General features: G+C 51.9%; 13 protein-coding genes and 1 tRNA gene. 7 read left to right on the top strand and 7 right to left on the bottom strand.

Annotated elements, in window-relative coordinates:
- Positions 1 to 26 precede the first annotated feature (26 nt).
- From hemC to ABJU74_RS06660, 3 genes are read left to right on the top strand one after another with little or no spacing between them, the layout of a single operon-like run.
- Positions 27 to 986, top strand: a complete 960-nt coding sequence (gene hemC, locus ABJU74_RS06670) for a hydroxymethylbilane synthase (protein WP_348383826.1) — start codon at positions 27 to 29, stop codon at positions 984 to 986.
- Positions 983 to 1,666, top strand: a complete 684-nt coding sequence (locus tag ABJU74_RS06665) for a uroporphyrinogen-III synthase (RefSeq protein ID WP_348383827.1) — start codon at positions 983 to 985, stop codon at positions 1,664 to 1,666. The genes hemC and ABJU74_RS06665 overlap by 4 nt, the downstream gene beginning before the upstream one ends.
- A gap of 49 nt (positions 1,667 to 1,715) precedes the next feature.
- Complete coding sequence (locus tag ABJU74_RS06660; protein WP_348383828.1) at positions 1,716 to 2,690, top strand: mitofilin family membrane protein; 975 nt, start codon at positions 1,716 to 1,718, stop codon at positions 2,688 to 2,690.
- Between the two features lie 10 nt (positions 2,691 to 2,700).
- On the opposite strand, the gene ABJU74_RS06655 is transcribed toward ABJU74_RS06660, so the two are convergent.
- Positions 2,701 to 3,093: an acyl-CoA thioesterase gene (locus ABJU74_RS06655; protein ID WP_348383829.1), complete on the bottom strand. Its 393-nt coding sequence runs from the start codon at positions 3,091 to 3,093 to the stop codon at positions 2,701 to 2,703.
- Positions 3,090 to 5,165, bottom strand: a complete 2,076-nt coding sequence (locus ABJU74_RS06650) for a S9 family peptidase (protein WP_348384029.1) — start codon at positions 5,163 to 5,165, stop codon at positions 3,090 to 3,092. Before ABJU74_RS06650 ends, ABJU74_RS06655 begins: the two co-directional genes overlap by 4 nt.
- A 182-nt stretch (positions 5,166 to 5,347) precedes the next feature.
- On the opposite strand from ABJU74_RS06650, the gene ABJU74_RS06645 reads away from it, so the two are divergent.
- From ABJU74_RS06645 to ABJU74_RS06635, 3 genes are all read left to right on the top strand, one after another.
- Positions 5,348 to 7,129, top strand: a complete 1,782-nt coding sequence (locus ABJU74_RS06645; RefSeq protein WP_348384030.1) for an aminopeptidase P family protein — start codon at positions 5,348 to 5,350, stop codon at positions 7,127 to 7,129.
- Between the two features lie 80 nt (positions 7,130 to 7,209).
- The gene (locus ABJU74_RS06640; protein WP_348383830.1) at positions 7,210 to 7,695 is read left to right on the top strand and encodes a thioesterase family protein; all 486 of its coding nucleotides are present in this window, start codon (positions 7,210 to 7,212) and stop codon (positions 7,693 to 7,695) included.
- Between the two features lie 255 nt (positions 7,696 to 7,950).
- Positions 7,951 to 8,025, top strand: a tRNA-Thr gene (locus ABJU74_RS06635).
- Between the two features lie 229 nt (positions 8,026 to 8,254).
- On the opposite strand, the gene ABJU74_RS06630 is transcribed toward ABJU74_RS06635, so the two are convergent.
- The 5 genes from ABJU74_RS06630 to ABJU74_RS06610 all read right to left on the bottom strand — a co-directional run bounded on the left by ABJU74_RS06630 (position 8,255) and on the right by ABJU74_RS06610 (position 12,915).
- Positions 8,255 to 8,914 (bottom strand): hypothetical protein, encoded by a 660-nt coding sequence (locus ABJU74_RS06630; protein ID WP_348383831.1) that lies wholly within the window; start codon positions 8,912 to 8,914, stop codon positions 8,255 to 8,257.
- Positions 8,911 to 9,435, bottom strand: a complete 525-nt coding sequence (locus ABJU74_RS06625; protein ID WP_348383832.1) for a DUF3598 domain-containing protein — start codon at positions 9,433 to 9,435, stop codon at positions 8,911 to 8,913. The genes ABJU74_RS06630 and ABJU74_RS06625 overlap by 4 nt, the downstream gene beginning before the upstream one ends.
- Before the next feature lie 194 nt (positions 9,436 to 9,629).
- A complete protein-coding gene (locus ABJU74_RS06620; RefSeq protein WP_348383833.1) occupies positions 9,630 to 11,609 on the bottom strand; it encodes a hypothetical protein in 1,980 nt (659 codons plus the stop codon).
- Positions 11,610 to 11,759: 150 nt separating this feature from the next.
- A complete protein-coding gene (locus ABJU74_RS06615; protein ID WP_348383834.1) occupies positions 11,760 to 12,407 on the bottom strand; it encodes a glutathione S-transferase in 648 nt (215 codons plus the stop codon).
- A gap of 46 nt (positions 12,408 to 12,453) precedes the next feature.
- A complete protein-coding gene (locus ABJU74_RS06610; RefSeq protein WP_348383835.1) occupies positions 12,454 to 12,915 on the bottom strand; it encodes a nuclear transport factor 2 family protein in 462 nt (153 codons plus the stop codon).
- A gap of 121 nt (positions 12,916 to 13,036) precedes the next feature.
- Here ABJU74_RS06610 and ABJU74_RS06605 point away from each other — a divergent pair, with 121 nt between their 5' ends.
- The gene (locus ABJU74_RS06605; protein WP_348383836.1) at positions 13,037 to 13,933 is read left to right on the top strand and encodes a LysR substrate-binding domain-containing protein; all 897 of its coding nucleotides are present in this window, start codon (positions 13,037 to 13,039) and stop codon (positions 13,931 to 13,933) included.
- Positions 13,934 to 14,224 lie beyond the last annotated feature (291 nt).

Genomic DNA, 14,224 nt, shown 5'->3' with positions numbered 1-14,224 from the left:
GCCATGGTGGGATTAGGACAAGAGCTATGACAGACAATCGCAGTCCGAAACGTAATTTATTAGCCGGGATAGACCGGCCCTTGAAGATTGGCACGCGTCAATCTCCATTGGCTGTGGCGCAAGCAGAAATGGTGGCGTCGGCCATTTTATCTGCTCATGGTTGGCGGCCGGATCAGGTCGAACTGGTGCCGATGATTGCCACTGGTGATAAAATTCAGGACCGTGCTCTCGCGGATCTTGGCGGCAAAGCGTTGTGGACGAAAGAATTAGATCGCGCGCTTCATGACCAGGAGATTGATTGCGCCGTTCACAGCATGAAAGATGTGGAAACGCTTCGGCCGGAAATCTTCACAATCGCGGCAATGTTGAAACGTGCAGATGTTCGAGATCGCCTTGTGGGAGCAGATTCAATTGCGTCGTTGCCGCAAGCGGCTGTCGTTGGCACAGCGTCACCGCGTCGCCGCGCACAATTGCTGCGGCAGCGCCCTGATCTCGATATTCGATTGATACGCGGTAATGTTCAAACCCGCTTGGATAAAATTCGCAACGGCGAATATACCGCAACGCTATTGGCCAGTGCTGGTCTTGACCGGTTGGAAATGGAGGCAGTGGGCAAGAATTTGTCAATTGATGATATGCTGCCCGCGCCCTCCCAGGGTGCCATTGGAGTAGAAACATTGGTCGAATCGAACCATATCCGGCGTGTGTTCAAGGAAATCTCCTGCACCAACACATCGCGCGCTGTCACGGTAGAGCGCTTGTTTCTCAAAGAATTGACCGCTGATTGTCATAGTCCGGTCGCAGCCTATGCGCAGGTCGATGGGCTTGATGTGAATCTGCGGGTCGAAATATTGTTGGCTGATGGCAGTGAATCGATCAACGGCCATTCGGATTTTATCACCGGTGATGTGGCAGCTCCGGCTCGGCTAGCACGCAAAATTTTGGGACAGGCTAGTTCCGAACTCAAGGCTGTTTTTGGCCGATGACACGATCACTTGTGATTGTCCGGCCAGCTCAAAGCGCCCGCCAAACGGCGAACAAAGCCGAGCAAATGGGCATGACCTGTACGGTTGATCCCTTGTTTGTCATTGAACCGCTGCAATGGACACCGCCGCCTCCGGATGAGTTCGACGCGTTAATGGTGACCAGTGCCAATGCGGTGGAATTTGCGGGAGCAGAACTGAACCAATATGCTGATTTGCCGGTGCTGGCGGTGGGAGAAACAACAGCCGAAAGCGCGCGTCAAAAAGGATTCCGCATTGCCCAAATCGGCACCGGCGGTGTTGATGCGCTATTGGCTGAATTGCCGGCAGATCGCTATCATCATATATTGCGGCTGTCCGGCAAAGATCACATTAAAACGGCCGCTAGCGAGCACAAATTCACGCTGTGCCGAGTCTATCATGCGCGCGCGCTTCCGCTCGGGGCGAAAGCGCGCGCCGCGCTACGCGAAGGTCGGGTGATATTGCTATATTCTGCCCGTGCCGCCAAAATATTAGCCGAAGAAATGGCAAAAGCCGGTCTCGAACCTGGGATGCATATAATTGCTGCATTGTCGCCAACCATTGCCCAAGCCGCTGGCCAAGGCTGGGAATCGGTTGCGGTTGCGGATCAGCCTACTGACGATGCTTTACTGTCTCTGGCGAGAGGCCTATGTCAGCGATAGCCATATTGGATCGGGTCAATCGCCCGCAAGCAAGACCTAAGGAAGTGGAATGAGCCGGGATTATGAAAAAATCACCTCATCTGGTGGAAAGAATAATATGACCCGCAATGTTCTGGTCTTAATGCTGGTCGCATTTGTCGGCGGCGCCATCCTCGCGGGTTGGTTGTTTTCGCGCTATAATCCGTTTGAGAACGATAGTCCGGCAGCGGTCACTGCGGCTGGCGCTGCGGCCGGGCAGGATAATATTGCGACGGATCCGGCGACCGCCTTAGCCAATAGAATTGACGCCGATGGAACGGTATTGCCGCCGCCACCGGTCAAGCCTGTGCCCACCGAAGTTCCGGCTCTGACACCGGATAAAGAACGCGCTCTTGCTGTGCGCGTTGCCGATCTTGAGGATCGCTTGTCGCGGATCAATGTGCAGGCGCAGGCCGCTTCCGGTAACGCCGCTCGCGCAGAGGGATTGCTGATCGCCTTTGCCGCTCGCCGGGCCCTCGATCGCGGATCGCCTTTGGGCTATATTGAATCGCAATTGCGCCTGCGCTTTGGTGATGCGCAACCCCGAGCGGTGACTACAATTATCAACGCCTCGCGTGAACCAGTCACCTTGGAAGAATTGGCAACCAGTCTCGATGATATTGGCCCTTCCTTGACCAGTGGCTCTACCGATGCCGGATTCTGGGAAGATATAAAGCGCGAAATGTCTGAGCTTTTCGTCATTCGCCGGGATGGATCGCCTTCTCCGGTTCCCCAGCAACGCTTGATCCGGGCCAAACGTTATGTGGAAAATGGCAATGTCGAAGCGGCAATTGCGGAAATTGAAAAATTGCCAGGCAGCGACAATGATGACGATTTGACCAACCAATGGATGGAGAGCGCCCGGCGCTATAATGAAGCGCGCCGCGCCCTTGACGTTATTGAGACGGCAGCGATATTGGAACCGCAGCAATTGCGGACATCAGAAGGAGAACGGGTTGATCAACCGTCGCCTTTGGCGCCCACAACCCCGATACCAGCACCTTGATTATGAGAATTTAGGGCAGGAAAAGTGCGGACAATTTTTGAGGAACCCGCACCGGCCGACCACTTGTTTGATCGATAATCGCCCAATTGGTTTTGGCGGATACTTTGATTTTGCCATCGGTTCCGGAGAAACTGACATTACGCCAAAACCGCGCGCCTTTCGGGGGATCCGAAATCCATGTGCGTCCGGTAACTGTCTCGCCCGCGCTTACATTGCCGCGATAGTCAATTTCATGCCGGGTTACGACCCATATGAAGCGGTCAATATCTTCTTGCGGCGCCGTGGCTTGCCAATGTGCGGTGGCGAGATCTTGTATCCAGCGCACCCAGACCGCATTATTGACATGTCCGAGCACGTCAATGTCCGCAGGTTGGGCGGTGATTTCGAGGATATAGTCGTTCATTTCTGTGCGGTGTCAGAATCCATTTGCCACAGGATAAATGCAAATTCTTCGGCCACTTCTTGAATGCGATTCCACCGACCAGATTTACCGCCATGGCCGGCTCCCATATTGGTTTTGAGCAAAAGCATATTATCGTCGGTTTTGGTCGCGCGCAATTTTGCTGTCCATTTGGCCGGTTCCCAATAAGTGACCCGCGGATCATTAAGGCCACCGGTGATCAACATCGGCGGATAATTTTGAGCGCTGACCTGATCATAAGGAGAGTAGCTGCGAATATATTCAAATGCCGCTTTATCGGTGATCGGATTGCCCCATTCTGGCCATTCGCCAGGTGTGAGTGGCAAGCTTTCATCTTGCATGGTGTTGAGCACATCGACAAATGGAACATGCGCAACGACTGCTCCCCAAAGGTCCGGGTCGCTATTGACAATAGCTCCCATTAACTCGCCCCCAGCTGACCCACCAGAGGCACTGATCCGGCCTTTAGCAGTATAGCCTTTTTCGGCGAGGCCGTTGGCGACATCGACAAAATCATTAAATGTATTGGTGCGCTGCATTAATTTGCCTTGCAGATACCAGTCCCGGCCCAAATCATCGCCGCCGCGAATATGGGCAATGGCATAGATAAAGCCGCGATCGATCAAAGATAGCCGTGTGGTCGAGAAACTGGGCGGTACGGCATAGCCATAGGCACCATAAGCATAGAGGTGCAGCGGCGCACTGCCATCGCGCTTGGTGCCGTTTTTATAGACCAGGGATACCGGCACCATCGTTCCGTCCCGCGCTTCAATACTGACACGCTCCGTGCGATAGTTGCTGGCGTCATAGCCGGACGGGATTTCCTGAACCTTGAGGGTCTCGAGTTTTTTATCCACGAGATGATAATCCAAAACCGTATCGGGTGTGACCATGGATTCATAGTCGAGCCGCAATTTCGACACGTTATATTCGGGATTATCATCGAGACCGGCATTGTAACTGGCTTCGGGAAAATCGATCCGCTGTATGGATGCGGGATCGTCATAGGATCGAATTTCAACCTGATCGAGACCATTTTCGCGACCCTCTGTCACATAAAAATTCTGGAAGGTTGTTACATCGGTGAGATAAAATTGGTTGGAGCCGGCAATCAGCGTTGTCCATTTGCCGGGCTCGTCTAGCGACGCCGTAGCCAACCGGAAATTCACATGATCATCATTGGTGAGAATATAGAGCGTTCCGTCATGTTCCTCGACTGAATATTCACGGCCCTTTTTGCGCGGTGAAATGACCATCGGCGTCGCGGTGGGATTGTCGGCAGGCACGAGACGCACTTCGCTGGTTTCGTTATCGCCTGTCGCGATGGTGATATATTTTTCCGATTGAGTCAGACCAATGCCGACCGTGAAGCCATCCTGACTTTCCTTGTACAGCTCAATATCATCGCTAATATCTGTGCCCACGACGTGCAATCGGGCATTGTCGGTGCGCCAATTTTCATTGGCGAGACCGTAAAGCACATTTTTGGAATCGGCCGACCACACCAAGCTTGAAAGCGTTCCAGGAATGACATCCCCGAGCATCTCTCCGCTTTCCAGATTCTTAATCCGCGCTTCGAAGCGTTCAGCGCCGGTATCATCGACCGAAAAGGCCAATAGCTTGCCGTCTGGGGATACTGACATGGCGCCAAGCCGGAAATATTCCTTGTCCTTTGCTAAGGCATTTTCATCGAGGATCAATATGTCATCGCCACCGGCGACGGCCTTGCGGTAATGTTGCCGATATTGTTTGCCTTCTTCAAATTTTGACCAGTAGATCCAGTCGCCATCTTTTTGAGGCACCGATGATTCATCTTCTTTGATCCGGGCTTTCATTTCTTCGAAAAGCGAATCCGTAAGGGCTTTTTGCCCCGCCATATTCTGTTCAAACCATTTGTTCTCGGCTTTCAAATAATCGAGCACATCTTCATCATCAATCTTGGGATAGCTTTGATCTTTTAGCCAATGATAGGGATCCAAGATGGTATAGCCGTGGCGCTCATAGCGATGGGGCCGTTGTTCGGCGACCGGGGGGGTGTCGAGTTTTTTTGTCATAGTCTCTTCTGTTGTTTGAGAATCAGCGAAAGCCGGTGCGGTAGCCAGACCAGCGGCTAATAGCAGGGGAAAAATATTCAGTTTCATGACGCCTCTCATTTGTGAATTTGGTGGCGGAAATCGTCTAAAACACCTATGTGTTTGTCGAGCAGCTAATTCAAGGAGTTTCGCAGACCATGTTAATGTCCACTTATGAAGCAAGGCTCGTCGCTTTGCGCGAACAATTGGCGAAAGATGGTTTGGACGGTTTTGTCGTTCCCATTTGTGATGAGCATATGAGTGAATATGTTGGCGATTATGCGCAACGCCTAGCTTGGTTAACCGGCTTTGGCGGATCAGCGGGATCGGCGGTTGTTTTGAAAGACAAAGCGGCGATTTTTGTGGATGGGCGATACACTATTCAAGTGCGCGATCAGGTGGATGGCAATCTTTATGAATATGTCGGGACCGCGGACCAATCCGTTGTCGCCTGGCTCGGGGAAAACGCCCCGGAATCGTCGGCAATTGGATATGACGCCTGGCTACATACGCAAGATTGGGCGAAAGCAGCGGCGACGAAACTCAATGCGAAAAAAGCGCAATTGGTCGCAGTAAAAACCAATCCAATTGATAAGGTCTGGGAAGATCAACCAGAACCGTCTTTGGCTAAGCTCGACGTTCAGCCAGATGAATTTGCCGGGAAAACCGCAGCAGACAAGCGCTCCGATATAGCGGCTTGGCTCAACGAAGAAGGATTAGATGCTACGGTTATCGCGGCCTTGGATTCGGTCGCTTGGGCGTTTAATATTCGCGGCAAAGATATAGCAAACACGCCGGTTCCCCGGGGCTATGCGATTGTTAAGGCCGACGGCGGTGCAGAGCTTTTTGTGGCACCCGAAAAGCTAAGCGATGAAGTGCGGGTGCATCTGGGCAATGCGGTTTCGGTACGAGATTATAGCGAATTTTCCGATGCGCTGAGCGAATATGATGGACAATCTGTGGGTGTCGATCCCGAGCGTTCGGTCGCGGCGATTTTTGGCCAATTGAAAGATGCCGGAGCGACCATTGTTCAGCGGCGCGATCCGACAATATTGGCCAAAGCGATCAAAAATGAAACGGAAGTGGCTGGACATAAAGCAGCGCAAGCGCGTGATGGCGCCGCGCTCAGCAAATTTTTACACTGGTTTTCCTTGGAAGCACCAAAAGGTGGTCACGACGAGCTGTCAGTTGCAGCGAAACTGGCTGAATTTCGCGGCCAGTCTGAAAAGCTTATGGATCTGTCCTTCCGCACGATTTCGGGCACCGGACCAAATGGGGCCTTGTGCCATTATAGTGTGAATGAAGAAACCAACCGCGCGATCGAGACGGGAACGCTTTATCTGGTCGATAGTGGCGGACAATATCGCGACGGTACGACCGATGTCACCCGCACCATGGCGGTTGGCGAACCGACAGCAGAAATGATCAAGCGCTATACTCAGGTATTACAAGGCCATATCGCGCTTGCTCAGGCTGTGTTTCCGGCCGGTACCACGGGCGGCCAGTTGGATATTTTGGCGCGTCAATATCTCTGGGCCGATGGTGTCGATTACGCCCATGGGACCGGTCACGGCGTTGGGGCTTATCTTTCCGTTCATGAAGGGCCTCAGCGTATTGCAGCCTTTGGCGGTTTCAACGAGCCACTGGTCGCGGGCATGATCTGCTCGAATGAACCAGGCTATTATAAAACCGATGCCTTTGGCATCCGCATCGAAAATCTGATTCTGGTTGAGCAACGCCAGGTGCCTGGCGCCGAACAAGAGATGTTGGGATTTGAAACGCTTACTTATGCGCCCTTGGATCGGCGGTTGATCGACCGGGCGCTGCTGTCCGACAATCAACGGCAATGGGTGGATGATTATCATCAGCAAGTCCTGGATATTGTAGCACCGCAACTGGAAGGCGAAGCTGCCAATTGGTTGCAGACGCAATGTCAGCCGCTTTAGGTCCAGATTAAGCAGCGGTTTTGATCCGGCGCTTGTTTGGCGGATCGTTATTCTCCTCTCTCTAGGATAATCATCTTTTTATGACTCAGGACATTCAAGACCCCCGTGCGGGCTTTCGTCTGATCACTCCCGTGCGCGTGCGCTATGCTGAGGCGGATATGCAAGGCATTGTATTTAATGCGAATTATCTCGCCTTTGCGGATGTTGGCGTCACCGAATATTTTCGCGCGCTTGTCGGCGCCACCGGCAATGAAGATTCGCTCGGAAAATTTGTGGAACTATTTGGCGGCGACAACTGGGTGCGCCATGCAGAAGTCGAGTTTTTGGCGCCGGCCAAGGCGGATGACTTGATTGATGTATGTTTGCGAATCACACGGTTCGGCCGAACCAGCTATTCTGCCATCGCCCATATTGTCAAAGATGATAAATTGCTCAATATCGTCAAGCTGACTTATGTGTGGTTCGACCCTGCGACGGAGACGGTCACGCCGGTGGCGCAGAGTTTTGTCGATGCAGTCATGGAATTTGAAATTATTGCTCCGGACCGCGCGATACCGGCTGAATAGCTCTAAGACTGGCTGTTTCCCGCTTCCAGATTTTTGGCCTGGGCCTTTCGCCGTCTCAGATTCGCACGCAGTTGCTGGGTCAGCCGTTCCGCTTTTTCAGCTTCCTTGCGTTCTTTTTCAGATTTGGGTTGTGGTTTTGGCATGGCGGATATTTGGCAGCGTCCCATCAAAAATGCAACTCCGCTTGACAAGTCCTTAACCATTTCGCCATAGGCGCGTGGCTTGGAGCCAACCGCTCCTGCTTTTGAACATAGTGCTGCTGTAGCTCAGTGGTAGAGCGCGTCATTGGTAATGACGAGGTCGGGAGTTCAATTCTCCCTAGCAGCACCATTTCTTTTACCCTTATATATAAAATACTTAGACGCATATTGAGATGCCCTAATTTCCCCGACAATACCGGTGCTTACCGGTTTTATGCAGTTCCATTCGATAGCCAGAGACCGTTCAGAACCACACGATATCAATGATTTGTGGTGTTTGTCTCGATGGCCCAATTGCCGCCGGAGATTCATGTCCGATTCTGAAGGACAATGCGGACCTGATGACTGACGGGTGTTTACTACGCCAATGTAGGCTTTAGTACCGCCAAGATCGTAATCCCTGCAATGCATAGCCAAAGGATGCCAAGCACGGCCGTGGCCCGCTTGTAAGTGGTTTGAACCACCTGATTATTTTCTGCATCGGGTCCATTCTTTGCCATCAATCCCCAATATTCGAAATGCTTGAAAAGGACAAATCGGATCACCACGCCGCAGGCGATGACTCCACTGAACAGCAACAGTTTAGCACCCAGCCAGAATGGCGCATTAGCAAAAACGAACAATGCCGCTGCCGGGAGAGCGAATGCGACGGAATAACGCACGCCTCGATCAATCTTGGCGAGCAGAGACCCTACACTCTGCTTGCGCAGCCGATGCCCCGCCTCGACAAGTGCGAGCCAAGCGATACCAAAGGTCACAACCAAGGATTGCGCCAGTTTGCCTCCGTCAAAATAGCCGATTTCCAGCGCCAGCAATGAACCTAGAACAAATTGTAGGATCAATGCGTATCTGACGTGCTGGTCGATATCCATGAGATGATCGTTCACCGCATCGCGCGCGGCGAATTCGATATCGCTGCGGTAACAAACAAACCGGTATTGGCTATTGATGCAAAGTTCCGAGCCAAGCCAATAGCCCAGTACCGCGATATGGAGAACAATAAGAACGGAGTAGGTCATCGCGCACCTCGCGGGATGTACTGATAGTATGAGGGGTCATCATAGGTCGCCCAGTCCCTGGAAATGAGCTTCTCATCGACCAAAGTGCGTTTAACGAGCATTCCGTTATGATACCAATGCCAGGTCCTGCTTTTTGAGTTTCCATCCTCTGCAAGAGTAATCATTTCATAATAGCGAAAGCTTGGGTCATCGGTTTTTGTCCAAGCCACCATGACTGTGCGTTGTGTTTGGTCGAGCGACAGCGGGGCAACCCAACCGACAATATTCTCATTCTCGATAATCAACCGGTCGTTGGAAAGAGTTGCCTTAAAGTAGCGTACCTCTCTCGTTTGGTTCGGCCAGTCATAGATATTTGATTGAACGAGTTGCTCAGTCGCATCGTGTGCGGTCAATCGGCAAATCAAAGTTGAGCGATGGCGGTCAATTTCACGGTTCTTACTGTCGAGATGAACATACTCGCCCTGCCAAACGCCGACGTGGCGGACGAGAAGCGGCATTGCATCCTCGATTGTCCCTCCCATTTCCAATTCCCCTCCCTGTCTATCAAGCACTAAGCCCTATTCGAGCTTCGCGCAAATGTGCGCCAGAGTTTGAGGGTGCCGGATATTTGACGGGTTCAAGTATGAGATTGAATCTGGATTGACCATATCGTCTCATTGCATGCGCCCATTGCCATATATTCTCGCAATATCTTTGTTGCGACCGATGACTGCTATCAGAAAGCAAACTGCTCTTGATTCAGTTTGGATTCTTTGACGCCCAGCTCACGAAGTGCGGTCTTGCTCCAGTTCATCAAGGCGTCCGGTCCGCACAGGAAAATCTCTCTATCAAGCAACTCCTCAATTGCTTCTAAGTCAGCGAGTTGGACACGCCTTTGTTCAGTGCTCAAAGCCGCATTGGGAAACTCCTGTGTCAGGATATCGTGCGCTGTTTGGGCTTCTGCCGAAACCTCGCCCGCGCTTTGAAAAGCAAGGACGCGAAGTTTAAGGTTTTCCGGCAATGCACTGCTAGTCGCCAGGAAGTGCCTCAAGACGTTGATGTCATCGTCGCGACCAGAGAACACTAAAATGATGTCAGAAGACAACTGTTTTGGGAGGGTTTTTGCTACATTCACAATCCCGTCCCACATCGCCAAAAACGGCGTGATACCAACACCGCCGGCGACCCAGAGCATTTTTGCCGGAATAGTTGGTGGTCCTCCTTCGGGGTCTGGAGTAAGGCAACTAAACCCGACGCCAGCGCCTTTAAAATCCACCCGCATCGGTTGCTCTAGCTGTTGGGCTACATATTCATGCAAGAAATTGGACATCAGGCCGCTTGGTATGCGTTTGACCGTCACGCTGACTTGATTGGTTGATCGGAACAGGTTTTTCTCTGCATCAAATTCTGGCGCGCTTGAGAGAGTCCAAGTGCGAACAAAGTCTTCGTTCACCAACTGTGGATTGGCTTCATTCATGTGGCTATACCCGGAATCGAGCATCCCAGAGAAATCGAAGATGCCGAAGCCGCCGGGCATTGGCGTTTCAATCGCTTCCGACAACTCAAAGTTGAATGTATGAATTGTATCGGAGATTTTCTGGCTCGAAACGAGTGTTGCCCCAATCGGATTGGACGCCTCAACCACATCCGCGATGTGGCCCATCGCGTCCAATTCAGACCGAAGATATCGTACTGGCGGGTTGTAAGGAGAATATTGTTCCTCCGACCCAAGCCGCAGGTTCAACGCGCCTTTGACAAACACCGCCCCAGTCACTTCGATACGCGTAAGCAGGCTAACTCTCGGCATGATAGCTTCTGCATCCGCATCGTACAGGTTTTCAGCATTACCAGTGATGTAAAGAACATCGCCCGTGGTAAAATCGGGAAACGCAAGCCCAACCTGTTTGTCAGTTTCGATATTCCCCAACGATTGGTAGAAGCGGTTTCCAGAATGGTCTGGCAGGACAAGATAGGACGTGATGATATCGCCGTCTTTCTGTTCATAAGTTCGAACAAAGCCCGGACTTCCGCCACGATGATTAAAGCCCATATCCCCCTGATCCTCAGACGATCCATCAGAGTGGGCACTGTGTTTTGTAGCAAGAAACACGGTGCTTGCCCGAGCAATCAGATTTTTTGACGCATCTGGCAGAGCGGCTGTGAGCGCATCAAAGCTATCGAGAGCCAGTTCAGCCTTTCGAGCTTTGTGTTCCAGCGAGCGAACCGTAATATATTTGGGGCAATTGCCCAGATGCTGATCGGAAATCAATCGCAGGCTTATTTTGCCTTCGGCGTCGAGTGAGATAGGCTTTATGAGGCCTGCCAGTTTGTTGCGCCGACGATTGGAGAAATCGACCCCTACTCCAGCAAATAGGCGGCAATAATCGCCAGATGGATTTTGATTTGGTCCCAGAGCTCGAACAAAGGGGTCGTATTGGTTCACCTCGGCGACGACATCAGTCTGGTTGCGGTTAAATGTTGTGATGCCAATAGACGGATCACTGTCCGACATGGTGACCAGAATACTAGCCCATGGCCGACCCCGCTTATCCATAGTCGCCAATGGCAGGTAAGGCAGCCCGTTAAAGAACTCCGCGTGCTGTTGTGGCATATCCTTTTCGATATGATATGGCGCCGAGATTGATAGTTGGCGGGGTGTACCACGGCGCTCTTGAACCAGCGCCTCGCCACTATGCCATGGATGTCCTGCGGTCATTTTCAGTCCTTTCAACAGTGATATTTGGCGCGGCTAACTTTCGGATCAGCCGTGCTAGCCTAGGAGATTGCTGTATCACGGATTCTAGCATTATCTCCGGGATGGAAGACGTCTTGCGCTATAATCATGATATGGCTCACTTGGGTTGGTTTATACGGCTGCAGGAATCGGCGAACTTGTCATCGCAACGAAGCGCGGCTGCGCTTCGATGTTGCTCAGCCAGCCACGGATGTTGGGATACGCATCCAGACTTACACCGCCCTCTGGCGCATGGGCGATGTAGGTATATCCGGCTATATCAGCTAAAGTCAGCCGTTCTGCGACAAGGAAGCTCTTACCATCCAAGTGTTTTTCCATGATTTCAAACAAAGCATGCGATTTTGCGATGCAGGCTTGGTGATCAAAAGGTGCACCAAAGACGGTGACGAGGCGTGCGCAGCATGGTCCTGCGAAGACTTCGCCTGCCGCGACTGAAAGCCAGCGCTGGATTTGTGCTTTCTCAACCGGATCCTGCCCCGTCCATTGAGCAGTGTTGCCATAGCGTTCAGCCAGATAAACGATGATGCCATTGGAATCGGACAATGTGACGCCATTGTCGTCAATCGCTGGAACCTGACCAAACGGGTTGATTACAAGGTAATCAGGCGCCTTGTGCGCGCCATTGGCCATGTCTAGATCCACCGTTTCATAAGGAAGATCCATCAAGGCAAGCATCAGCTCAGCCCGGTGGCTATGGCCTGATTTGGCGACGCGAAAGAGCTTGATAGGGGCTGCATTTGCGGGAAAGTTGGTGTTCATCGGTAATTCCTTTCATTGAATTTTTGATGGGCGAAATAGCGTTTTTTTAAAGGCCAAGATCTGACAGCCCAGGATGGTCATCAGGGCGCCTACCAAGCAGCCAGCGAAACTTGCGGTCTTCTTCGGCAATTGGGTGTTCATTGATGCTGGCGTGGCGTTCAGCCATGTAGCCATCGATGTCGAACTCCCAATTCTCATTGCCATAGGCCCGGAACCAATTGCCGCTGTCATCGTGATATTCATAAGCATAACGAACCGCGATGCGATTACCGTCAAACGCCCAGAGCTCCTTGATCAGTCGATAGTTGAGTTCTTTAGCCCATTTGCGGGTCAGAAATTCTTCGATTTCTTTGCGGCCATGCGGAAATTCGGCACGGTTACGCCAATTGCTGTCTGATGTGTAGGCGAGTGCGACTTTCGCCGGATCACGGCCATTCCAGCCATCTTCAGCAAGCCTAACTTTCTCGATTGCACTTTCACGAGTGAACGGGGGAAGCGGGGGACGCATGGTTTTTCCTTTTTTCTTGGGCGGGTTGCGAACGCATTGGAGATACGACCATCCAAATGCTAAAAGAATATTGAAATTTTGAAATGGATTATTTTGTTTAATAGTAGTAATTGATCTGCCTATGGATCAAGTCCAAGCTCTCAAAGTGTTTGTTGCTGTGGCTGAAGCGCAAAGCTTTGCAGGCGGTGCTCGCACGACCGGACTTAGTCCGCCATCGGTAACACGCGGGATAAACTCGCTTGAAGAACGGCTTGGTACGCGACTGTTTACGCGCACCACGCGGCGAGTGAGGCTGACCGATGTCGGTCAAGCCTACCTGGAGGATGCTCGCCAGATACTGGAACATTTACAGGCGGCAAATGATGCGGCTGCCGGTGCAGCGAGAAACCCTGTCGGTCAGCTCCGCCTAACCTGTTCGCATGAATTTGGGCGTATCTACGTCATGCCTGTTTTGACGGAATATCTCGACCTCTATCCGGATGTGTCGGTCGAGGTCGTCATGGTCGATCGCGTCGTTAATCTGGTTGAGGAAGGGTTTGATATCGCAGTGCGCCTCGGGCATCTGCCGTCATCTGATCTTTCGGCTGTGAAGGTTGGCCGTGTGCGCCGAGTGATTTGCGGCTCACCGAGTTACTTTGCCAAGCATGGCATGCCGGGTGCGCCTGATGATCTAGCGTCGCACAAAACCGTTGCAATCAGTCCGGTCAGCCCATCTCTGGAATGGAAATTTGGTTTTGCGATGGACCAATCGGTTCGGATCAATTCACGCCTTGTGGTGAGCAGTGTCGCAGCAGGTATTGAAGTGGCGCGCAAAGGCTGGGGCTTGACGCGGGTTCTATCCTATCAGATCGGACCTGATCTCGAAAGTGGTGCGATGCAGACTGTGCTGGAGGATTTTGAACCAGAGCCCTTACCGATCAATCTGGTGCATGTCGAAGGACGTCGTGCAGCGGCCAAGGTTCGCGCCTTTGTCGATCTTGCCTCGAAGCGCCTGCGCGCAGTCGCCGTTTTGAATTAGGTACTGGCATTCAGCGGCGCTCCGTATTTCCACCGTATAGAATGATGAAAGCAGAAAATTGCGTTGCCTAACTTTGTGCAGTTAATACCAGAGTCGAAGAGACGAACGAACGTCGGGAATTGTTTGCGCGCCGCTAAACCAAAATGATAGCGTGGAGAAATTCGGCCGTCGATTTGGTTCTGGCGGGTAATGGCTCAAACTGGATTAGTCTACCTAAGCCTATTCCGGTCGGTCCGGTCGGTTAGGCTAGGGGCAATTTCGCTTGTTTATCAAATGCTAATATCAATTGAG

It is taken from the genome of Parasphingorhabdus sp. (genome assembly GCF_039982415.1).
Taxonomy (GTDB): Bacteria; Pseudomonadota; Alphaproteobacteria; order Sphingomonadales; family Sphingomonadaceae; genus Parasphingorhabdus.
Note: the sequence above shows the minus strand (reverse complement) of the source record. Positions and strands in the feature narration are given on the sequence as shown.